The sequence below is a fragment of the Rhizobium sp. AN68 genome, assembly GCF_030758035.1.
GTDB classification, from domain to species: domain Bacteria; phylum Pseudomonadota; class Alphaproteobacteria; order Rhizobiales; family Rhizobiaceae; genus Agrobacterium; species Agrobacterium tumefaciens.
The window spans coordinates 539586-561964 of sequence record NZ_JARWMI010000001.1; the positions used below are offsets into that span (position 1 = coordinate 539586).

General features: G+C 57.6%; 19 protein-coding genes and 5 pseudogenes. 12 read left to right on the forward strand and 12 right to left on the reverse strand.

The window, feature by feature from the left end; genetic code table 11:
* Positions 1–284 precede the first annotated feature (284 nt).
* Complete coding sequence (locus RBH71_RS02470; RefSeq protein WP_323687036.1) at positions 285–2021, forward strand: thiamine pyrophosphate-binding protein; 1737 nt, start codon at positions 285–287, stop codon at positions 2019–2021.
* A 106-nt stretch (positions 2022–2127) separates the two neighbouring features.
* On the opposite strand, the pseudogene RBH71_RS02475 reads toward RBH71_RS02470, so the two are convergent.
* A pseudogene (locus RBH71_RS02475) lies at positions 2128–2283 on the reverse strand (IS6 family transposase); the annotation flags it as partial.
* Between the two features lie 80 nt (positions 2284–2363).
* Between RBH71_RS02475 and RBH71_RS02480 the strand changes: the two are divergent.
* Positions 2364–3114: pseudogene (locus tag RBH71_RS02480) on the forward strand (IS6 family transposase).
* 858 nt (positions 3115–3972) lie between these two features.
* Here RBH71_RS02480 and RBH71_RS02485 read toward each other — a convergent pair.
* From RBH71_RS02485 to RBH71_RS02500, 4 genes and pseudogenes are all read right to left on the reverse strand, one after another.
* Positions 3973–4461 (reverse strand): hypothetical protein, encoded by a 489-nt coding sequence (locus tag RBH71_RS02485; protein ID WP_018327609.1) that lies wholly within the window; start codon positions 4459–4461, stop codon positions 3973–3975.
* Positions 4462–4813: 352 nt separating this feature from the next.
* Positions 4814–5320 (reverse strand): annotated as a pseudogene (locus RBH71_RS02490) (isochorismatase family cysteine hydrolase); the annotation flags it as partial.
* 26 nt (positions 5321–5346) lie between these two features.
* Positions 5347–6022: pseudogene (locus RBH71_RS02495) on the reverse strand (glutathione S-transferase family protein).
* Positions 6023–6051: 29 nt separating this feature from the next.
* Positions 6052–6810 carry an SDR family NAD(P)-dependent oxidoreductase gene (locus RBH71_RS02500; RefSeq protein WP_323687037.1) on the reverse strand — a complete coding sequence of 253 codons (759 nt, stop codon included), beginning with the start codon at positions 6808–6810 and terminating at the stop codon, positions 6052–6054.
* Between the two features lie 172 nt (positions 6811–6982).
* On the opposite strand from RBH71_RS02500, the gene RBH71_RS02505 reads away from it, so the two are divergent.
* The gene (locus RBH71_RS02505; RefSeq protein WP_323687038.1) at positions 6983–7882 is read left to right on the forward strand and encodes an AraC family transcriptional regulator; all 900 of its coding nucleotides are present in this window, start codon (positions 6983–6985) and stop codon (positions 7880–7882) included.
* Between the two features lie 333 nt (positions 7883–8215).
* Here RBH71_RS02505 and RBH71_RS02510 read toward each other — a convergent pair whose 3' ends face one another.
* Positions 8216–8962 carry an SDR family oxidoreductase gene (locus tag RBH71_RS02510; protein ID WP_111796780.1) on the reverse strand — a complete coding sequence of 249 codons (747 nt, stop codon included), beginning with the start codon at positions 8960–8962 and terminating at the stop codon, positions 8216–8218.
* A gap of 79 nt (positions 8963–9041) precedes the next feature.
* On the opposite strand from RBH71_RS02510, the gene RBH71_RS02515 reads away from it, so the two are divergent.
* Entirely contained in the window at positions 9042–9908 is an 867-nt protein-coding gene (locus RBH71_RS02515) for an AraC family transcriptional regulator (RefSeq protein WP_323687039.1), read from the forward strand.
* 421 nt (positions 9909–10329) lie between these two features.
* Here the strand turns inward: RBH71_RS02515 and RBH71_RS02520 are convergent, their stop codons facing one another.
* Positions 10330–11094 (reverse strand): pirin family protein, encoded by a 765-nt coding sequence (locus tag RBH71_RS02520; RefSeq protein WP_323687040.1) that lies wholly within the window; start codon positions 11092–11094, stop codon positions 10330–10332.
* Between the two features lie 67 nt (positions 11095–11161).
* Positions 11162–11737 (reverse strand): isochorismatase family protein, encoded by a 576-nt coding sequence (locus RBH71_RS02525; protein WP_003526149.1) that lies wholly within the window; start codon positions 11735–11737, stop codon positions 11162–11164.
* A 138-nt stretch (positions 11738–11875) separates the two neighbouring features.
* Here RBH71_RS02525 and RBH71_RS02530 point away from each other — a divergent pair, with 138 nt between their 5' ends.
* Positions 11876–12778, forward strand: coding sequence for a LysR family transcriptional regulator (locus tag RBH71_RS02530; protein WP_323687041.1), 903 nt, complete (start codon positions 11876–11878; stop codon positions 12776–12778).
* 235 nt (positions 12779–13013) lie between these two features.
* Here RBH71_RS02530 and RBH71_RS02535 read toward each other — a convergent pair whose 3' ends face one another.
* Positions 13014–13364 (reverse strand): sensor histidine kinase, encoded by a 351-nt coding sequence (locus tag RBH71_RS02535; RefSeq protein ID WP_323687042.1) that lies wholly within the window; start codon positions 13362–13364, stop codon positions 13014–13016.
* A gap of 337 nt (positions 13365–13701) precedes the next feature.
* Here RBH71_RS02535 and RBH71_RS02540 point away from each other — a divergent pair, with 337 nt between their 5' ends.
* From RBH71_RS02540 to RBH71_RS02570, 7 genes and pseudogenes are all read left to right on the forward strand, one after another.
* Positions 13702–14739 carry a substrate-binding domain-containing protein gene (locus RBH71_RS02540; protein WP_323687043.1) on the forward strand — a complete coding sequence of 346 codons (1038 nt, stop codon included), beginning with the start codon at positions 13702–13704 and terminating at the stop codon, positions 14737–14739.
* Between the two features lie 23 nt (positions 14740–14762).
* Entirely contained in the window at positions 14763–16001 is a 1239-nt protein-coding gene (locus tag RBH71_RS02545; protein WP_323687044.1) for a sugar ABC transporter permease, read from the forward strand.
* Positions 15998–16758 (forward strand): annotated as a pseudogene (locus RBH71_RS02550) (ATP-binding cassette domain-containing protein). Before RBH71_RS02545 ends, RBH71_RS02550 begins: the two are co-directional and overlap by 4 nt.
* Before the next feature lie 29 nt (positions 16759–16787).
* Positions 16788–17558 carry a glucose 1-dehydrogenase gene (locus RBH71_RS02555; RefSeq protein ID WP_323687045.1) on the forward strand — a complete coding sequence of 257 codons (771 nt, stop codon included), beginning with the start codon at positions 16788–16790 and terminating at the stop codon, positions 17556–17558.
* A gap of 303 nt (positions 17559–17861) precedes the next feature.
* Positions 17862–18851 carry an ROK family protein gene (locus RBH71_RS02560; protein WP_162633780.1) on the forward strand — a complete coding sequence of 330 codons (990 nt, stop codon included), beginning with the start codon at positions 17862–17864 and terminating at the stop codon, positions 18849–18851.
* Positions 18852–18936: 85 nt separating this feature from the next.
* Positions 18937–19371, forward strand: a complete 435-nt coding sequence (locus tag RBH71_RS02565; RefSeq protein WP_113556545.1) for an RbsD/FucU family protein — start codon at positions 18937–18939, stop codon at positions 19369–19371.
* Between the two features lie 39 nt (positions 19372–19410).
* Positions 19411–20067 (forward strand): HAD-IA family hydrolase, encoded by a 657-nt coding sequence (locus RBH71_RS02570; RefSeq protein WP_323687046.1) that lies wholly within the window; start codon positions 19411–19413, stop codon positions 20065–20067.
* Here RBH71_RS02570 and RBH71_RS02575 read toward each other — a convergent pair whose 3' ends face one another.
* The 3 genes from RBH71_RS02575 to RBH71_RS02585 are packed head-to-tail and all read right to left on the reverse strand — an operon-like array spanning position 20068 to position 22368.
* A complete protein-coding gene (locus RBH71_RS02575) occupies positions 20068–21282 on the reverse strand; it encodes an ROK family transcriptional regulator (protein WP_111802369.1) in 1215 nt (404 codons plus the stop codon).
* A gap of 23 nt (positions 21283–21305) precedes the next feature.
* Positions 21306–22004: an LrgB family protein gene (locus RBH71_RS02580; RefSeq protein WP_111802370.1), complete on the reverse strand. Its 699-nt coding sequence runs from the start codon at positions 22002–22004 to the stop codon at positions 21306–21308.
* The gene (locus tag RBH71_RS02585) at positions 21997–22368 is read right to left on the reverse strand and encodes a CidA/LrgA family protein (protein ID WP_111802371.1); all 372 of its coding nucleotides are present in this window, start codon (positions 22366–22368) and stop codon (positions 21997–21999) included. The genes RBH71_RS02580 and RBH71_RS02585 overlap by 8 nt, the downstream gene beginning before the upstream one ends.
* Positions 22369–22379 lie beyond the last annotated feature (11 nt).

Consider the following 22379-nt stretch of genomic DNA (forward strand, 5'->3'; position numbering starts at 1 on the left):
GCTCCTGCAGTCGCCTGATCTGATTGTTGGGGTGCTGGGTAGTCGCGACCAGGACCCCAACCCTGAAGCTCCCAACACTTCCGCTGTCGGGAAGCTACTATTTCTTCTAATCTTGGCGATGTTGGCATGTGGGTCAACATTCATAGTCAGGTGAACTGGACTTATTCAGTAATATGATTATTCATATAAATCAAAATCCGGTAAGGTCGAAAGACTATAAGCGAACAGGATTTTAGAGATCGTTTCCTGGTTGTGTCCGTCATTGCTCCCGTGCAGCGTTGGGCTTGGGCATCAGTGACGCAAACCCGACTGCAACGATTGTCGATGATCAGAACTCGGACTTGAAAGCAGAAGCGAACGAGAGGACGCTCACAATGAAAATTGGTGAAGCAATTGGAATTGCACTTACACAACTTGGCGTGCGTCGGGTCTTTGGGGTCGTTGGAAGTGGCAATTTCCACCTGACGAACGGACTGGTGGGCGGCGGTGCCGAATTTGTTGCGGCCCGGCATGAGGGCGGTGCAGCAACGATGGCCGATTCCTACGCGAGGATGAGCGGTGAAGTTGGCATCGTATCGGTTCATCAGGGCTGCGGCCTCACGAACGCGATCACCGGTATTGGTGAAGCGGCGAAAAGCCGCACTCCGCTTCTGATTTTGAGCGGAGAAGTGCTGGATCCCGCGTCCAATTTCTACATTGATCAGGACAGCCTCGCTCGTTCCGTTGGTGCGGTTTCACTGCGCGCACGCTCTGGACTGACTGCGCTGACGGATCTGCGAAATGCCTATGCTCTCGCGCTTCGAGATCGTCGGACGGTTCTCTTCAATGTCCCATTGGACGTACAGGACGAGATCTGCCCGGCGGGGGCGCTTCAGGCTGTAAAGCCGGTACCAAGTCTGGCAAATGCCGGCGCGGCTCCCGAAGCTGTGGCTGAATTGGTAGAAATGCTGAAAAAAGCGCGTCGTCCTGTCTTCATTGCCGGCCGCGGCTCTCGCGGGGCTGCAGCGCGTGATGCGCTTCAGCAACTCGCTGATCTTGTCGGAGCATTGGTTGCCGAAGGGGCCGTCGCGAAGGGACTTTTCCGCGATTATCCCTGGTCGATTGGCGTATCCGGCGGGTTCTCGTCACCATTGACCGTGGAACTCATACAGAACGCGGACCTCGTTGTGGGCTGGGGAACAACGCTCAATAAGTGGACAACCAGACACGGCAGCATCATCAATAGAGAGGCAGCACTTGTTCAGGTTGATCTTGAAGCTCGTGAGCTCGCAAAAAACCGGCCAGTCTCGCTGGGTGTGGTCGGAGACGTTGCTGTCACCGCCTATGCTTCGATAGATCTGCTGAAGAAAGATGCTTATAGGTCAGAGGGATACCGCTCGACGGAGATTGGTGAGCGCATCAAGAGTTCTATTCTTTGGCGCGATGTATCCTATTCGGATGAAAGCACATCGACCAAGGTTGATCCGCGTACCTTGTCTATCCGACTGGATGACATAGCGCCGAAAAAACGCGTGGTTGGCGTTGATTCAGGCAACTTCCTCGGCTATCCAAGCATGTACTTGAGCGTCCCCGATGAAAACTGCTTCTCATTCACTCAGGCATTCCAGTGCGTGGGACTTGGGTTGGCAACTGCTATCGGCGCGGCACTTGCCAAGCCCGATCACTTTCCCATTGCGGGATGCGGTGATGGTGGGTTCCTGATGGGGATTTCAGAGCTCGAAACGGCCGTGCGTCTGAAACTGGGCATGCTGATTGTCGTCTATAATGACAATGCCTATGGCGCAGAGGTCTACCATTTCGGACCGCACGGTTATCCTGTGGATACGGTTACGTTCCCCGATGTCGATATAGCCTCGATTGCAAAAGGCTATGGTGCGGATGGTATTACCGTTCGGACACCTGCGGATCTTGAACTGGTAGCCGACGCTGTCTCGCAAGGTCTGGTACGGCCGCTTGTCGTCGACGCCAAGGTGATTGGCAAAAGTTCATGGTGGCTCGAGGAGGCCATGAAGGAACACTGATTATCAGTCGAATATCTATGCTCCCAGAGGCTGATGAATGCCTCTGGGAGGCATCGTAAAGTTAACTGCCGAGAATCAAGAGCGTGACGCCCGCCGCATACACCGTTCATGCCCGAGCGATCTTCGCCCACAGGTTCATCGCCACCGCGCGCAGTTCGCGATGATGCTTGGAGGGGATATCGTGGCGCGGGATGTGGAAGAGGTTGGCAATCGGCTCATGGATGGAAACGAAACGTTGCAGATGTTGCTTTGACTTGAAACGGGCCTGTCGCAAATTTTCTCAGTTAACGAGCTGTTGACCATCGGCGGGGAAATTGCCGCTCCCATGTGAAGGAGCTGCCGATGATTCTGAATGCCATTGCCGAGAAGCTGAAGCGCCAGTCGAAGGATGATTTCAAAGGGCGACATTTCGAGGCGTGGTTGATCGTGCAGGCGGTCGCCTGGTATCTTCGCTATCCGCTGAGCTACCGTGACCTTGAGGAGATGTTTCGGGAGCGCGGTCGAAGTGGACCACAGCACGATCAACCGTTGGGTCCTTGCCTATGCGCCTGTCATCGAGAAGCGGCTGCGGCAGTTTCGGCGCCCGCATTGTGGTTCGGCCCGTATCGACGAGACCTACGTCAAAATCCGTGGCAAGTGGCGCTATCTATACCGCGCTATCGACAAGCACGGAAATCCCATCGACTTCCTGCTCACCGCGAAGCGCGACCTTGATGCCGCCAAGCGCTTCTTCCGCAAGATGCTCAAGGACGAGCCGCTTCTCTCGCCGGAAAAGATCGGCACCGACGGCGCCAATACTTTCCCTTCAACGATCAAGGCGGCCGTCGATGACGGGCACCTTCGTCCGAATCCGGTTCACTATGTAACCAAGCATCTCCAGCAGGGCATTGAGAGCGACCATTTTCGCGTGAAGAAGAACATGCCGAAGATCGGCGGCTTCCGATCTTTCAGGACGGCGCGTCGAACGATCTCGGGGTTCGAAGCCATGCTTTGGCTGAAGAAGGGCTTCGGCTTTTCCGGCGACTGGACCGTCAACGATCAGAACGACCTGCTCGCGCGCCTCTTTGGACTTCAAAAGGTTAACAAAGCGTGAACGGCACTCCATTCAAGGGCAAACTGTGGGCCGAACCCAATTTTGCGACAAGCCCGTTGGTAAGCTTCTTTTCCGCCGCCGGGTTCGCCCGGCGGCGGCCTTTCCCGAGGGGGCCCTGGTTCTGATCCCTTCAACAGCTTTCATTGAACTCAGTTGGTCGGCTTCCGGCCCTAAGCGGACGCGGGGTTCGCAATTCCTGAAAGGAAATTTCGATTTGCCAACGCTTTTACAGTAAGCGCTCATTTCCACGCACCTTCACTGGCTGAAGGGATTGGTGCAAAGGGTGTCCACCGACTGAAAGGGTGGACACCGATGGAATTACGGCAGCGAATGGAGACAAACGTAAGCGCGATTTTCGATGCGCCTAGACGGCCTCTTCAGGCGTAATCGCGCACGGGTTCTAGCGGTACCTTGTGTATTCCAATGAAACCGGACAGGAATTCCGATCTTTAACCGGACGCTTATTCCAGCGTTTTACCGGACGCGATTCCGAGGCGAAGCCGGACGATTTAGAGCGTCTCTGGGTCTGAGTTGATCATTGTCGGCGAATATCGGGCTGGTCAAGCCTGAGTTGCATCCTCGGTTGACAGGCTTCGATGTTTGCGCAGGCTCTCACCGGAAAGTTCGATGCGGTATCTGTCACAAGATGGCTTGTCATCGCGTGTGGAAGAGGGATCTCTCGGCGAGGGCTCAGCATTCGTTCCAAACCAAGAACGTAAATCATCCCTTGAAGGCAGGTTGATTTACCCATGGTGTTGTCGGCCCAAAGAACATTTAGCCCGTCGGTGAAACCGAGTTCAACTCCGTACCAGCCCCGCTCTGTGAGCGCACGAAGCCTGAGGCGTCTCAGTTTAAAAGTCATACAAGGTTCTCCGGACGCCAGACCGTTTTCATAAATCCATCAGTTAGTTTGGGCGCCACCTCGGAAAGGAAGGCTTTCTCGGCGTCAAGCACGCCGCTATCTTTGGCGACTGCCTCAGCTGCTTTGCGACCTTCGTCCGTCAGAACAACCACCGAACCTTTGTTAACGCTAACGAGGCCCATCGAATGGCTCAGCGCTACCGCGCGGTTCAGCCAAGGCTCGACCCTTACGGATACGTCGAGTGGTCGATACCGTCCCGCGATCAATCCTAGTGCCTCCTCTCGACCCTCCTCGAGTCGCACATTATGAGCGAGAAATTGGAGTTTCTGAAAACTCGCCTTTTTCCCTCGACTGTAAAATACACTTAGGAGTAGTATCGCCATCCCCCAGGCCATCCGCAAGTCGCCGGCGACAGGCTCTGGGCGGACGGTGAACGTGAACTTGGATGTATTAAGGATGTCTAAGAAAGGGCTTTCACGGGACATCTGGGAAATCCAATGGGCATTGCATTATCCATTCTGAGACGGTTCCAAACACGAGCTGATCGACGTTCTCGGGCGATAGGTTTGGCGCCGCACCCTTGATTGCTCCCTTCAGGTTCATAATCTCGTCGTTCAGGATGCCACTGGCCGAAACCGCAGTGGGGCCGGCAAACTCTAAATGGCGCCTCCGGCTAGCAATCACCGTGGCAAGATTGTCATGTAACTCTGGTGCCTGAGAACGAAGTGCACTCATACCCACGTGCACAAGGCTGCCGAGCGCGTCAGCCACGGCAAGCGTATCGGTCCGAACCCCGCCCAGACGGCTGGCAAGTAAGGATCCGATCAGACCACTCCGATACCCGGCTGACGCGTCGTAGATGACGTTGGTGTGGTAGCCGAGGTCATGGGCATTGCGCATCGAAGACTCGACGCACTGGCGCAGCGAGAAGCCGGCGAGGTAGATATCGAAGATGCCATTGTTGCGCAGGTAGCCATCGAGCGTGGTTCCGACGAAGACGCTGCTGCCGCCAGCGCGCTCGCGAACGACATGCTCGCCTTCTGCCGGCTCGAAGCCGGGGAAGAAATCGGCCTGCTCGCCCAGGAACGCGCCATGGTCGCGCGTGATCTTGCGCAGGCCGTACTTGGCCTCGCCCAGCACCTTGAAGGTTGGCTCGAACTTCAGCGCTGCGTGGATCACGTGCATGCCGCGACGGCGGGCCTCTTCGAGGATGATCTTCGAATTGGCGATAGCGGTGTCGACCTGCTCCCGGTCCTGAAACACCGGATAAATGCCGCCGGTCGGGGAGAGCCAGTCGTTGACATATTCGATCAGGATCAGCGCGCTCTTGGATGCGTCGGTCATGATATCACTCCTTGGAATTCTGGTTGTTAAGCTGCGATCATCGCGCCTTGCTGGCGCAGGTGGTCGCGAAACAGGTCGGGATAGGTGTCGATCACGGCGTCCTTGACGCTGGATCGCTCGGCAAGTGCCGCGTGCCACGCCGTCACACGTGGCAGGCCAGCAAAGATCGGGTCCGCCACTTGCCGATCGATTATCCCGAAATAGCGGAACAGCGGTGCGTAGACCGCATCGACCAGACCAAAGTCCGCCCCGGCAAAATACGGTCCTTCGCCCCAGTTCGGCCTCGATCTTGCTCAGCTGATCACGGAAGGCGGCCCGCCGGGCGTCGGCGGTCGCCATGTCTCTGGCGTGGAGGAACTGCCAGCCCTCGGCAAAGGTCTGGGTGGCGAATTCGATCCAGGCGCGATGCCGGGCACGCAGCAATGCATCGTCGGGATACATCGCAGCGCCGCCTTGCGTCTCGTTCAGATATTCGCAGATCGCCACGCTTTCGAAGAGGATTGCCTGCTCACCGTTCGGCTGGCGCACCTTCAGCACCGGCACCTTGCCCGTCGGCGACAGGGCCAGAAACCAGTCGGGCTTTGCCGACAGGTCGACGTTGACCCGGTCGAACGCCACCCCCTTTTCGAGGAGGACTATAGCGGCGCGCTGGACGAATGGGCACAGTGGGTGGCTGATGAGAGTGAGGTTTTGCTCGGTCATGATGGTGTCTCGATGTTCAGGAATGGAGATCAGAGCGACTGGCCGCCAGATACGTCGAACGTCGTGCCGTTAGCCCAGCCGAAATCGTCTGACAGGATCGTTGCGACCGCGCCGCCGATGTCGTCGGGCTGACCGACGCGGCCGAGCGCGATCTTGCTCGCGACGAAGGCATGAGCCTGTTCGTTATCGCGAACCCTACCACCGCCGAAATCGGTGGCGATGGCACCGGGCGCGATGGCGTTGACGCGGATCTGCCGCGCGCCGAGTTCCAGCGCCATGAACCGGGTCAGCGTCTCGAGCCCCGCCTTGGCTGCCGCATAAAGGCCGAAGGTGGCCATCGACGTGCGCGTGAAGCCCGTAGAGACATTAAGGATGCGTCCGCCATCAGCGATGATCGGTAGCAATGCCTGCGTCAGGAACACCGGTCCGCGAAGGTGCATGTCGATCATCATATCGAACTGTTCCTCGCTTGCGTCAGCGACCTGCACGTGGACGACCGCACCGGCGTTGTTGACCAGATAGTTGAACCGGTCGCTGCCGAAGCGGCTCGCGAGCGTCTCGGAGAAGGATGCGACGAAGGCCGGGAAGCTTGTTACCTTGGTGACGTCGAGCTCGAGCATCGCCGCCTTTCCGCCCATGGCTTCGATCTCTTCGACCAGCGTCTGGGCTTCCCCGGCGCCCTGGCGATAGGTGCCGACGATGCCGACGCCGCGACGGGCGAGGTGCAGCGCCATGCTGCGACCGAGGCCGCGGCTGGCGCCGGTAATGAGTGCGATCTTCTGAGACATGGCTACATTCCTTGAGGTTTTGATTATCGGATGACACGCCGCTTGGGCGCCACATTCGCTGTCAGTCAAATAGGCGATTGAAGGGCCCGACGCCCCGCCTAATGCTCTCAATTGCTTGCCTGATTGTCTCAAGGTCTTTGCAGATGGGAGAAATGGTGCCATAGTCTTTGCCATGATCGACAACCTACATCCCCTTCGCGACATCGCGCTCCGCCACGGGCGGATCGGAATGACCCTCACGCCAATCCCGCGCCTGGAAATCGGCGTAGGACAAGCAACCTCAGGAACCTCGCCGTGTCTCTACCGCTCGATGATCTGCTTTATTCTGCAGGGATCGAAAGAGGTGGTCATCCATGACGACCTGCTGCGCTACGACGCGTCTCAATATCTGGTGAGCGCACTCGATCTGCCTTTGAGCGGGCAGATCCATGATGCTGACGACGGCAGTCCTTATGTGTCGATTTCGTTGGTCCTAGATGCGGCACTTCTCGCCGAGGTCGCATCGACGATGCCGGCGGTGCGCGATGCGGGCACGCCTGACAGCGGTCTCGCGATCAATCCGATGACGCCTCCGCTGCGCGACACGCTGCTGCGACTGCTGGCGTTGCTCGACACGCCTGCGGACATCCCGGCGCTCGCGCCGTTGGCGGAACGCGAATTGCTTTATCGTCTCCTGCAGGGCCCGCGCGGGCGACTGTTGCGCCACATCGCCCGCCCGGAAGGCGCAATCGGCGGCATACGCCGCGCAGTCGAATGGATCCGCGACCATGGCAACAGGCGCCTGCGGATCGAGGCTCTGTGTGAAGCTGCTGGCATGAGCCGCGCAAGCCTGCATCGCCACTTCGTAGCACTGACCGGATTGAGCCCGATCCAGTATCAGAAGCAGCTACGCCTTCAGGAGGCACGCCAGTTGCTCCTCGCCGGTGACCGGAGTGCCTCCGACGTCGCCTATGCGGTGGGCTATGAAAGCGCCTCGCAATTCAGCCGCGAATATCTGCGGCAGTTCGGGGCGCCGCCTGTCCGCGACGTACGCAAGCTCAGACACTCAATTGACAATCAAATGATCAGTTGAAATAGCTCTCGCTGACTGAATGCCGTTGGACGAAGCTGCCACCTGAGCGGGCGCGATCCTTTCAACCGCGTAATAGGTAGTCTTTTCAGATGCTTGTGCTATTGGCGCACACGTCCGTGGTTCATTTCCCTTCAATGCGGTAGGGAGCAGCTTTGCGGCTTAGTCATTTGGTCCCCATTCGCCTGCCTCCCGAAACCTGGACAGTATCGAGTCCGCGAGAACGCCTGCAAATTGAATTGCTGCAATAGGCAGCCTCACCAACAACTGGTCGAGAGGAAAGTGTCGCAGCAGAAACTTCGCGAATCCACACTGCCGCCCTTGCCGCCATGTCCGTCAGCTCGCTTGAGCAAGCGCGACAGCGTCCGCTCCGGCAGGGAAGCGAAGCCGATTGCCGGTATCGTGAACGGCTTGCCAGATTGCTTCTGCAACATCGCTTTCCGTGGTAGTCAGAGAAGGATTCCCGAATGCCTCAAGGATCGGCCGAGCGAAGTCTGCATATCCGCCGGGAAGGAGTTCCGAGACAGGAACGATGGCATTCGCCCCGAACCGGGTAGTCGGCGCATAACCTGGCTCGACGAGCTTCACGCGCACCCTGAAATAGTCAAGCTCATGCGCGAGCGAAGCCGAGAAGCCTTCGATGGCCTGTTTGGTGGCGGTATAGGCTGCCGCGAGCGGGAATTCTCCCAAAGTAACGCTCGACGTGACATTGACGATGGTTCCGGACCGGCGCTCGCGCATCTGCGGGATGACAGCCTGGCACATCGCCATGACGCCAATCGTGTTGGTTTCGAAAAGCTGTCGGATGAGGGACATTGGCATTGCCTCGAATGCACCGACACCGCCAAGCCCGGCATTGTTCACCAACACGTCGATTGGACCGGCTGATTCGAGAAGGCTGGCGATGCTGTCGGGGCTCGTGACATCGAGCGGTAGCACTTGCAGACGGTCGCTTTCGGTAAACAGCGATGGGTCAGGGCGTCTCATGGTCGCAACGACTTTCCACCCACGAGACAGGAAGTGTACAGCGGTGGCCTTGCCATAGCCCGATGATGTGCCGGTGATAAGAATGGTCTCTGTCATGTTAGTCTCCTTGGTTGCGGTCAGATAGGAATAGACAGTCGTGCGAGGACGATCTATGGTTTGTCGTCCAAGAATAATTATGGATCGTCTAAAAATGGATCCTCTAAGTGACATCGTCGCTCTCTTGCGGCCGACCGCCGCGATAGCGAAGCCCATCTCCGGGCGCGGCCAATGGGGCGTTCGCTATAAGCCGTATGACGCGCCCGGGTTTACGGTCGTCCTCGCCGGAGAAGCATGGGTCACGGTAGGCGACCGGAACCCGCTTCGGATTGCCGAAGGCGACTTTCTTCTTTTGCCGACGACGCCGGCGTTCTCGTTATGCAGCGAACCGGGTGTCCCATGCATTTCGGCTGAACCTTTGGCTCACGCTGTCCGCCACGGCGAGCAAGGGGGGGAGCCTGATTTTGTGGCGCTGGGCGGGAGTTTCTCAATTGAGAGTGTAAACGCACCGCTGCTTCTCGCGTTGCTGCCCGATGCAATTCATATTCCCGCTTCGGCGGGGCACGGGACGCGATTTGGTTGCGTGATCGAACTGCTATCTGAGGAGTGCGCTGCCGACTATCCCGGCAAAGAACTGATTATCCAGCGCTTGCTGGAGACGCTGCTGATAGAGGCATTGAGGTGGGACATTATCGGAAACAACGCAGCTTCGGCGGGTATGTTGAATGGGCTGCGTGATCCCGCCATGGCCCGTGTTCTGCGTGCCATCCACGAAGATGCTCGGGCGCGGTGGACAGTAGCCGATCTTGCGGGAATAGCTGGCATGTCGAGATCGGGTTTCGCCGCGCGGTTCAACGAGCTTGTTGGTTGCGCTCCGATTGAATATCTAGCGCGTTGGCGCATCGCCATTGCCAAGGATGCTCTATTGAGCGGCGGTAAGTCGCTCGACAGGATCGCAGACGAAATCGGTTACGAGATCCGCCAGCGCCTTCAGCACAGCGTTTAGTAAAAGGCTTGGCTGCTCCCCGGGCAGGTTCGGAAGAGAACTTGTTGCCAATCGAAGATCGGAATAGGGGGGCGTTGGTTCACATCCCCTATAGGCGGCCGATTTGCTTTACGCTCGCGGTTGGAACGGCAACTGGACCTTGTCCCGCTTGTTTTGGCCTGCCCCTGAAAAAAGAAAAGCTGTAAGCTCAAACGGCGATGCGAGCTCGACATTTCATCACCGTTTTCGGCGAATGAACGGCGCACGAGCCCGCTGCATTATCAGAGAACCTTGCGGCTCTACGTGATGCTGACGGAACGCATTGCGTCAATACTGCCGCAATTAGAGTTGGATATGAAAGCGCCCCTCAGTTCAGCCGGGAATGCTCGAGACTGTTTGGTGCGCCACCGGAGGTTTGCGTTTGAATATTCTCGGTCTGTAACTAAGAGACGAGATCCTGGGCTTTACGCTTCTGATTTCCGCTGAACATACCGCCGCGAAAAACCTTACCGTCAGGCGCGAAGGCGAAAAGGACGACATCAGAATCGGCTACTGCTCTGGGATGGTGGTCGAATGAGCGCGTGAACGCGCTCTCGCCCGTCGATAGCGTGACATTGCCCAAGTCGATTTCGCCGTCGAAAACGTAAACAAGGTAAGCCATCTCGGAATCTGCCGCGGTTGGCAGTCGTAGCTCGGTTTTCGCGGTGAGACGTGCATCAAAAACCGAGACATCGGATCGCACCGTCAGCGGTGCCCTCCGCGCTCCGGCAATCAGTCTCCAGTCGTTTTCGCTGTTTTCATCGACGAAATCATGAAACTGCACCATTGGCTCAAGATCTGGAGCGTTAGGCCGCAGGAAAATCTGTAGGGCCCGGACGGGTGTTTCCCCAAGCATAAGCTCTTCATGCTGGAAGTGATGGCCGGCGTTCATCATCATGAAACGTGTCTTGTCGAGCTTTTCCTCGTTTCCGACGGTGTCTCGGTGCAGCATCTCGCCGCCGCGCATGTAGGTCAGTATTTCGTCGTCCTTGTGCGGATGCATGCCTATGAGATGACCCGGCTGAACCTGGGCGCGGTCAATCCTGCCGATGGGACCGATCCCGCTGTCGTCGGTTGTCAGTGACAGCCCCGGATACATGATCTCGACGCCGAAGCCCTGGCCGATATTGCCGCGCATGAGTCCTGCAGGGATTTTGGTGATGGTCATTGGACTGTTTCCTTCGATCTCGGGCGCGGGCGACAATCGCCCGCGCCGAACGCAGCGACTTGCGTTGTCAGTGGTAGTTCAGGATGCCGACGAGCTTCTGGCCGAGCGGGCTCGTCCAGTCGACGGCGAGTTCCGAGATGATCTGGTCGACAGTGGTGATAATTGCGCCTGCCTTTTCCATGCGCCTCAGGGCGATATCGTCGCCGTATTTGGTGTAAGAAGCGGATGCGTCCGCCGAGACCTGCACCTCGTAACCTTCGTCAAGCATCTGGAGGACCGGAAAGGTGACGCAGATTTCCGTGGTCACGCCTGCGACGAACAGCTTCTTGCGGCCGATCGCCTTGACGGCCTGGTTGAAGCCGTCGTGGTGCATGGCGTTGACGATACCCGGGCGCTTGATGCGGGCTTCGAACGCCTCGGGCAGGATTTCCTTGAGTTCCGGAATCAGCGGCCCCTGGATTTGTTCTTCCATGCTGGACGTCAGGATGGTCGGGATGTTGGCGGCTTTGGCGATCCGGGCAAGCTTGAGTGCGTTCTGCTTGACCAGGTTGATGTCGTGTGAGTGGGTCCAGGCCATCGTGCCGATCTGATGGTCGATCAGCAGCATGGCGGAATTCTCGGGAGTAAAGACGTCCTTATGCATTGTCGTATTCCTTTTTGCGTTGTCGGCGGCTGTCGGGTTGGATTTAGGTCCGCTCGATGAGTGGAATTTAGCGTTGCGATAGACGGCACGGTAGCTCTAGGATGAGCCACTCTGTGGAACGGAAAATGGAACGCAATAATGGTCAGCTTCGAAGATATGCAGACTTTCGTTGAGGTTGCCGATGGCGGCGGGATCACGGTTGCGGCGCGACGTCTCGGATTGCCGAAATCCATCGTCAGCCGTCGCCTCGTTCGTCTCGAGAGCGAGCTGGGCGTCCAGCTCCTCGCCCGGACCACACGAGGTGCGTCGCTGACGGAGGCTGGAGCGTCGTTTCGCGAGCATGCCGCGCGCATGTGCCTGGAAATGGAGGTTGCGCGCGAGGAGATGGCGCCAACCGGGGAGCTTCGGGGACGGCTGCGCGTCGCCGTTCCGTCATCCTTCGGTCCGCGGCATTTTGCGCCAGCGCTCGCCGAACTGGCCCGCCAGCATCCGCTCTTGCAGCTCCATGCGCACTACAGCGACCGTTACGTCGATCTGGTGGCGGAAGGCTTTGATTGCGGGATACGTGTCGGTTATCTGCAGGACTCGAACCTGACGGCGAGGAAGATCGGTGCATTCGCGGCTGGATTGTTTGCCAACCCCGAATACCTCCGGAACCATGGCGTCCCACGAAAGCCTTCCGATCTGCTTGAACATCAGGCGATCCTGCAGGGCACCGAGAGCTGGAAGGTGTCCGATGGCAGCCGAACCATCGTCATCAATGCGCAGGGAAGGTTCAAGGCGGATAGTGCCCTTGGCATTGCTGAAGGGGCGGCAGCCGGACTGGGCATCGCTGCACTGCCGGTTGTGATCGCGGAAAGCTATGTTGCCGCAGGGACCCTTGTGCCGATTATGTTGGACTACGGCCTGCCGGAGATCGGCGTTTACATCGTGCGTCCGCCAGGATCGCACGTGTCCCGGAAGGTCAGGGTGCTGATCGACTTCTTCGTGCAGCGTTTCGCGGCGGAAAAACCGGCGGCCACGAATCTCGCACCATCGTGATCGTCGAGTACTTTCCCCATCGGACAACCGAGCTAGGGGCGAAACAGAAGTCTGCGCCCGAGGCGCCTCTGCTGCTTTGAAATCCGAAAAGCAGCCATCTCCACCCGCAGGAGCCGCTTCTACGTCCGCGTTCAGCGCCGAAAGGTTGTTGACGAAAGCGATCTCACCGATGACGCCGATAGTGTCGGAAGTCTCGATAGAAGACTACGCGATTTGCACGCGCGTCACCTGCGAGTCAGTCGTTTGGCGATGGAATGATAATGACGAATTTCGCGCCCCCATCAAAGCCAGATCCTGCGCTGATTGTTCCGCCGTGTGCATCGGCAATTGTCTTTGAAACCGGCAAGCCGATGCCCATGCCGGTTGCCTTTGTTGTGTAAAATGCATCAAACAACTGGCCAAACCTATCAAGTGGAATTCCTCCGCCGGTGTCCTCCACCGCAAAAGTGAAGCCCTCAGGCGTAGCCGTTGCCGACACCCTGATTTCGGCTGGCCAATCTTGGCCCTCCGTGCCTTGGGCGGCATTGATCATCAGATTTACCAGCACCTGTTGAATCTGAACGCGATCTGCCCTGAGAGAGGGCAAGTTTTGGGCAACGTGAATACCTAAGTTTGCGCCGAGCGAAGCAACCTGCCGCGAAACAGGTGTGGCCGCTTCCTCGATCAGGACCGCAGGCTACACATAAGCGCGGTCGGTGGTGTCCTTTGATGCAAGCGCGCTCGCTCGCCCAACGATGTCCGACGCTCGCTTTGCGTCGCGAGCAATTCGATTGAGCGGCGACGATGAGGCTGCAGATAATGCCAAGATAAGGCATGATTGACTCTAATATGTATCTGCTTTAAACAAATACAAATAGCGCGGCGGGAGGTCGCGTTACAGCTCGCGGCGGGAGACCGCGGCTTTTTTCAAAGGGAGGAACAGAATGCCGAAGTTTTCGCATATGCTCGCCGGCGCCGTCACCGCTGTGGCGCTGCTGACGGATGTGGCCGCCGCTGAGGACACTGTGGGTGTGAGTTGGCGCTATTTCCAGGACGAACGTTGGAAAATCGATGAAGCCGCAATGAAGTCCGTCCTCGACAAGGCTGGTGTTTCGTATGTCGGGATAGACGCTCAGGGCGACCCACAGAAGCAAGCCGCCGACATCGAGAGCTTGATTGCTCGCGGCGTGAAAGTGCTCGTCGTCGTCGCCCAGGATGCCAAGGCAATCATTCCTGTTATCGATGAGGCCAAGCGCAGCAACATTGCCGTGATCGCCTACGACGCGCCGATCGACACCGGCGATGTCCTCTACACAAGCTTCGACAACGTCGCCGTCGGTCGCGTCATGGGCGAGGGCCTGCTAAAGGCGGTGCCTAAGGGCAATTATGTCTCGATGGACGGGGATCCTGCTCAGACGATCCAGCAGGTTTTCAAGAGCGGCCAGATGCAGGCGATCCAGCCGGCGATCGACAGAGGCGACATCAAGATCGTTGCCCAGCAAAATGTCGAGCAGTGGAAGCCCGACGTCGCGCAGTCGCTCATGGAACAGGTGTTGACTGCAAGCGACAATAAGGTCGATGCGGTGCTCGCCATGAACGACAGCATCGCGAACGGCGTTGCAGCCGCCCTCGCCAGCCAGGATCTCCTGGGCAAGGTTGCCATTTCCGGGCAGGATGGCGACAAAAACGTCCTCAATCGCATCGCTAAGGGCGAGCAGACGATGACCGTCTGGAAGGATGCGAACGCGCTTGGACTGGCCGCCGCAAGCGCGGCCGTCGAAATCATCAAGGGCACAAAAATCGATGCTGTGACAGGGGCAAAGCCTGGCAAGACGTCCACCGGCGCATCGCAGCCCGCGATCATCCTCGATCCCATCGCCATCACGCGTGACAATCTCGACCTCGTCGTGAAGGCCGGTTGGATCTCGAAAGACGTGCTTTGCAAAGGCGCGACGAAAAACCCGCCAAAAGCCTGCGAATAGGCAGTTCCAGCTGGAGTTTTGTCATGACCTCTATTCTCCAACCTGTGTCCAGTTCAACGAAGCTTCTCCCCCGACTGCTACAAGCGGTCGGGGGCGGTGGCCGCGACACTCGCCTCGTGGCGATGGTGATCGTCCTCGCCCTGATCTGGCTTTGCGCAAACGCCCTTACCAATGGCGTATTCCTGTCGCCTCGAAACATGTTCAATCTCTCGCTCCAGGTTTCCGTCGTGGCGATCATGGCATCGGGCATGATCCTCGTGATCGTTACGCGTCATATCGACCTCTCGGTCGGATCTCAGGTCGGCTTTCTCGGGGTTCTCGGTGGTCTCGTACAAAGCAACTGGCTTCCCGACAGCATGAACGCCTGGTGGATCTCATGCCTTGTCATGCTGGCGGGGGGCATGGTCATCGGTTTGCTCCAAGGCGCACTTGTCGCCTATGCGCGGATACCGTCATTTGTGGTGACGCTCGGTGGACTGCTTTTCCTGCGCAATGCAGCTTATGAGTTGAACGACGGCACCACGATCGCCCCACTGAGCGCGACATTCCAGAATCTCGGCGGTGGACAGAACGGCGTTCTCGGAGCCGCTTTGAGCTGGGCCGCAGCCGTCGTCGTCACCCTCTATATCGTCTTCAATCTTGTGCGCAGATATCAGCGCAAGAAAGCTCTCGGCGTTCAGAATCCGTTGACGGCATTCGACATTGTCTCGGCGGCTGTCTGGTGCGTCTGCGCATTCGGTCTCGTCGCAGTCATGAACAGCTACAAACGGCCGGGAACGACAGAGTCGATGGGATTGGCCGTGCCTGTTCTCATTTTGATTGCCGTTACGACGCTGATGACGATCATCGCCAAAAAACACAGGTTTGGACGCCATGTGTTTGCTGTCGGTGGCGATCCGCTCAGCGCCCGTCTGACGGGTATCAACACCCAGCGCGTTGTCCTGAAAGTCTTCGTGTTGATGGGGTTCCTGTCCGGCCTGGCCTCTATCGTGCTGACGGCCCGGCTGAATGCAGCTGCAAGCGGAGCCGGAACGATGATGGAACTTTACGTTATCGCTGCTGCCGTAATCGGTGGGACGTCGCTTGCCGGTGGTGCCGGCACAATCCTCGGAGGCTGCATCGGCGCCCTGATCATGCAAAGTCTTCAGAGCGCAATGGTTCTGATGGGCATCGCAAGCCCCCTGCAGAGCATGGTGCTCGCCGGAGTCCTCGTGCTTGCTGTGTGGATTGATACGATGTGGCGCGAAAGGAGGCCATCATGACAACCCCGTTGCTCGAAGCCCGCAACGTCAACAAGGCCTTTGGCGGCGTTCACGCGGTGGAAAATGTCAGTGTGTCGCTCATGCCTGGTGAAGTCGTCGCCCTGCTTGGCCACAATGGCGCTGGCAAATCGACCTTCATCAAAATGCTATCAGGGGTTTTCCCTGCAGACAGCGGCGAGATCCTGATCGATGGCAAATCGGTCGACATCCGGTCGCCCCACGACGCCCAGGAACTGGGAATCGAGACGATTCATCAGACACTTGCTCTCGCCGATAACCTCGACGCAATTTCCAACCTTTTCCTCGGGCGTGAACAGACGGATCGTTTCGGCTTTCTGGATACGGAAGCAATGGAGCATGGCGCCCGACAGACGATCGACCGGATGCGGTTGAGGATCCCCTCCCTGACGTTGTCGGTCAGGTCTATGTCCGGCGGGCAGCGTCAAGCAGTTGCCATCGCGCGCGCCCTTCATTTCAATGCTCGATCCTCATTATGGACGAGCCGACAGCCGCTCTGGGACCGGAGGAGACGAAAAATGTCGGCCTCTTGATCGAGGAACTCAAGAGGCAGGGGCTGGGCATCTTTTTGATCAGCCACGATATGCACGATGTCTTTGAGTTGTCGGACAGGATCACCGTAATGAAGTCCGGCCGCGTTGTCGGCTCGTACCCGACATGCGATCTGACACAGGACGATGCCCTCGAAATGATTATCCTCGGCCGCAAGCCCGCCCGTCTGGCCGGTGCGACGGCATAATGCAAGCCAACCCTGGAATGGACAGAAACATGACAGTAAAAGCACCGAACTTCAGTCTCGATGGGAAAGTGGCGCTGGTCACTGGCGCAGCCCGCGGTATCGGTCGCGCCTGTGCTCTCGCCTGCGCGGCGGCCGGGGCCGATGTCGTCATCGGCGTCCGCAACGTGGAGGCGGTTGCAGACCTTGTGGCCGAATTGAGAACGACGGGTGGACGTGTTCTCGCGGTTACGATGGACATCGCAGACAGTAGCCAGATCGCCGAAGCAGTTGCCGAAGCGGTTGCAGCATTCGGAAAAATCGATGTGCTGGTGAACAATGTCGGCGTCGCACCAGGCAATCTTGCGGAACTCGTTGAGGAAAAGGATCTCCACCAGATCCTCGATGTCAACATCAAGGGCACGTTCCTTGTCACACAAACCGTCGCCCGCCACATGATAGAACAGAAAAGTGGCCGTATCATCAACATCAGTTCGCAGGCCGGCACGGTGACGCTTCGCGGCGAATCCCTTTATTGCATGAGCAAGGCAGCGATCAATCATTTGACTCGTTGCCTGGCCGCCGAATGGGCGCAATACGGTATCACGGTCAATACGGTCTCTCCCACCTTCATTTGGAGCGATTCGACCCGTCCGGTCCTCGCCGATCCGGATTTCTACGCTCGCACGGTAGGCCATATACCGCTCGGGCGTATCGGTGATACGGATGACGTCGTCGGTGCTGTCGTCTACCTTGCATCCCCGGCTGCATCTCTTGTCACCGGCGCCAATCTTTTGGTCGACGGGGGATGGTCGGTCGCATGACGCCGTTCATCCGAACCTTTGCTTGCACGCGGGCATCTGCTACTGCGTCAAAGTGTACTTTCGGCAACGATTCGAGTGCGTTGCCAATACCTGATAACAGCTCCTGACCAACCAATGTTGTCTCTGGGAGGAACCGTGACGACGAATAGTGTCCTGAGACACATGAATGCTGTGCGTTGTCTTCGCGTCCTACGCCGAGACGTCCCTTTGTCGCGCGCCGATATAGCGCGCGAATTGAACGTGACGCGGGCGACAGTCGGCAATTCGATTAAACAACTACTTGCGGAAAACCTGGTTATTGACTTGAATGAAAGCGCTGAGGCCAATGGTGCCGGGCGTCCTGGTGCTCTCGTATCGCTGAACCCGGCCGGCGCTTACTTTATCGGTCTCGATATTTCATCGGCCGAAATCAATGCCGTTCTGATCGACTTCTCGATGCGTGTGATCGCGAAGCGAATTGTGTCCATCGGCGACCGATACGACAACCCAAAACGGGTGATCGAGCTGCTCGCCAGCTTGCCTAACGAACTCATAGACATGTCGAAGGTGCGGGCGTCGCGTGTGCGCGGTGTCTGCATTTCTGCGCCGGGCATCGTGCGCGGTGGCAGGATCATCTCCGCACCCTGGTTGAGTTGGCGGGATGTTGACGTGGTGTCTGCGATGTCGGATGCTATGCGATCATCATTGCAGGTTCAGATTTGTAATGATGCCGTGGCTCTTGCGAGCGCGGTAGCCGCCGATGCACCGGAGAGCGATCTGAGCGACGTGCTGCTGCTATTGCTTGCGCAGGGTATCGGCAGCGCCCATTTGCGTCAGGGGCGCGTGGTGGAAGGTGCCCACGGTCTTGGCGGTGAAGTCGGGCATATGGTCATGGGTGCGCAGCCTGGAATGGCGGCGACGCACACTTTCGAAATCCTCGCCGGTTATCAGCGGTTTCTCCCCTTTATCGAACAGGGTGTCCCCATTCCCGAGGGGTTGAGCAAGCTCGTGACGCTTGAAAAATCCCTGGCTCTCAATCAGGCTCTCGACGAATGGGCATTGGGCTTGGCGACCGGCTTCCTGAACCTTATTCACATCCTCGATCCTAAAACAATCGTCTTGGGTGGACCGCTTGCCGTCCTATATCCAAGGGTGGCGGAGCGGGTCGAGAGCCTGCTTTCTGAAAATCTCGTTCACGGGTTCAATGTTCCTCCGATCTCGGTTGCCCGCTTCGGTGGTGACGGAGCTGCCATTGGGGCTGCCGCCCTTCTGCGCGAAAGCCTTTTCGATCTTCCAGGACTACCTGCCGTTTAATACGAGGAGGGACGCCAAACACGTTTGACAGTTAATTTGTATTTGTATAATACAAACGCAAATAGACATCTAGTGGAGGAAACAGATGCTGAAACTAATCGATCCCATTCTCTCTCCGGAACTTCTCTACGCTCTTCGATCGATGGGACATCGGCACGATATCGCCATCGTTGACGCAAATTTCCCGTGCGATGCTGGCGACGAACGTCTCATCCGTCTCGATGGTGTCTCTGGGCCCCGAGCGCTGGAAGCTATTCTCAAGATCTTTCCAATCGAAGAGCAGGACCCGCACGTCGCATGGCGCATGATTGCAGAAGGCGATGCTGCCAAGATCCTGCCCGTTTTCGAAGACTACAGCGCTGGGCTTGAGAAGACGCAGGGCAAGCCAGTTGAGCTGACAGCAGTCGAGCCGGATGAATTCAAAGACCGAGTTCGTGCGGCTCATACAGTCGTTGTCACGGGAGAGCGGCGCTTCTATGGAAGTGTCATTTTGCGCAAGGGCGTCATTGTACCCGAGTAAGCTGTATTAGAGCGATATTCCAAAGTCAGGTGACAGGCCTTGCCCAATCTCTTCGCATCCACATTCGACGCCTTCCTTTTCGATATGGACGGGACCATCCTCAACTCGATTGCAGCAGCCGAACGTGTTTGGGGAGCGTGGGCGTGGAAGTTCGGGTTAAATCCGGAGGTTTTCCTGCCGACAATTCATGGACGAAGAGCGTTCGAAACGATTTCCTCCCTTGGCCTTCCAGGTGTCGATCCGGAGGCCGAGGCCGCCGCCATAACGCAAGCGGAAATCGACGAGATCAAAGGCGTGTTCGCGATTGGCGGTGCACAGCATTTCTTACGTTGCCTCCCGTCCAACCGTTGGGCCATCGTAACCTCCGCGCCGGCTGCCCTCGCGACAAGACGGATCGAAGCTGCGGGTTTGCCAATGCCCTTGACAATCGTAACGTCCGAGGACGTGCGGCAAGGAAAACCCGCTCCCGATTGCTTCATTCTTGCCGCCGAGCGTCTTTCAGTCGATCCCGCGCGTTGTCTGGTTTTCGAGGACGCCGAGGTTGGCATTAGCTCCGCGACCGCGGCCGGGTGCCAGGTCTGCATCATTAGCGAGACGCACAAGCGACCTATGAAGGCTGATCACGAGCAATTCGAGAACTACGAGCGCATACGGCCGAAAATCGTCAACGGGGCCTTGCGGCTGATCCGTACCTGATCACTGAGCCTTCTCTCGTATAGTCTCCGTTCTTGGGCGGCCAAATACGAGGTTTTCATCGACGGAGAACATCTGTTTGTGCAGCATTGATGCGCCGCCGATAGCGGGACCCTCGAGGCCGAGCGACGAGAGCTTGATCGCGGGTATTGGATGCCCGTCGAGGAGGTTTCTGGTCACGTTCTCCAGCGTCTCTACCCGGCAGAGATCAAATAGAGCGGCGACGGGGCCCCCGAGCACAAGCCGGGCGGGATTGAAGATGCTTGTGAGTGTCGCAATTCCTCGCCCCAGATAAAATGACCAATCCTTGAGTGTCGAGAGAGCTGCCTTTTCCTGCCGCTTTGCGGCCTCTATGAAGGCTTGGATATCTCCTGCTGACCCACCGTGAAAGCGGTAGCGAGCAAGGACGGCTTCCCGTCCGATAAAACTTTCAAACGATCCGGAAATCGTGGCCAGTTCAACGAAGCCCTCGTCCCCAAGTATAATATGGCCAAGCTCGCCGGCATAGCCATCTTGACCACGTAGAAGCTGACCCGAATTCATGATCGCCCCGCCGACGCCGGCGTCGAGATAGATGTAGATCTCCGTATCGCTGCGCTCATCTTTGGACTGGTAGATCTCGGCAATTGCAAATGCGTTGGCATCGTTCTCGGCAACCAGCAACGGAATGTCAGGCAGCTGTTGCTGCAATTTCTCCAGGATCGGTTCTTCGCGCCATCCAAGGATTGGAGCGCGCAATATCGTACCATTCCGATCGATTACGCCCGGCGCGGTCAGGCACAGACCCCGAATGCGATAGTCCTTTCCAAGCCGTTCCCTGATATCTTCAACCGCGTTCACCAGCCGTTGCACAACAAGGTTCGGGCTTGCCTCCTGGAGACTGAAGTCCGACCTGGACTGCGTGATCACCGTTGCCTCCATATCAAGAGCGACAACATTCATTCGGCCGACGCCTATATCCGCGCCTATAAACATCCCATAGTTCGGATTGATGCGAACGAACGTGCCCGGGCGACCCGTTCCTGCACTTTTATCATCCTCAGACGAATCCTCGATGAGCAAACCCTCATCCGCCAGGCTGGCAACGATGCTGCTGGCTGTGGAGCGCACCATGCCCAGTTCTTTGGCGATATTCGCCCGGCTTATCCTGCCATGGCGAAAAACGACATCCAGCGCGCGGACCTCGTTGATGTGCCTTACGGCGCGCGGCATGGACATTAGCGGTCTCCCAGTCGAAGGCGTCAGAAAAAGAGGTGTACAATCAAGGAAGTGACAACTGCATTCAATCCCATGGCGAGGCCTGAAAAAAGCCCCGCAACCGGGTCCACTGAATAGGCGCGTGCCGTACCAATCCCGTGCGATGCAAGCCCTACAGCAAAACCTCTAGCACTGTAATCGCCGATCTTCATCGCGTTCATCAGCGGGGTCACGATGACGGCGCCTGTTATACCCGTCAAAATGACAACGGCTGCGGTCAGGGCCGGATCACCGTGCAAACCTGACGAAATTGCCATGGAGACGGCCGCGGTGACAGATTTTGGCGCGAGCGAAGCCACGACCGTCTGATCGAATCCGAGAACGTGACCCAGATAAACCGTGCTGGCCACCGCAGTCAGGCTTCCGGCGACCAGTGCCACAACCATCGGAATGAGATTGGCTCTGACCAGGTTGAGCTTTTCGTAGAGGGGTATGCCAAGCGCGACTGTCGCTGGTCCCAGCAGAAAATGGATGAACTGCGCGCCGCCAAAATACGTCTGGTAACGAATGTCAAAGACACACAGTAGGCCGACAATGGTCACGACCGAGAGGAAAACGGGGTTGATGAGGGGGTTGGAAGGAAGAACTTTCACGATCTTGAGTGCGGTAATCCAGACAAGGAGCGTTATCGAGAGCCACAGGAGCGGTGACGCCGATAGATAAATCCAGAGCCCTTCATCCATTGTTTGCGTTCCCCATCAGGCGTTTGGTGGCAAGATAGCACCAGACCGTGACGATCAACGTCGCTACGGTAGAGGCGATAATCGTCGTGAACAACGCCAGTCCTCGCTCAGCGATCAGATCGAAATGCTGCACGATCCCCACACCTGCCGGAACAAAAAGCACGCCGAAATTAGCCAGAAGTGCGTTCGACGTGGAGATAACCTGGGCCGCCTGCGCCACCAGCGACCGCCCGCGCCGTAGGCTCAACGCAACGAATATCAGAAGCATTCCAATGACCGGGCCCGGAACTAAACCGTGCAGGAAGTAGGCGGCTGCCTCGCCTATCAGCTGGAATGCAAGCAGCAGAGTAATTCCGATTAACATTGTTCGACTCC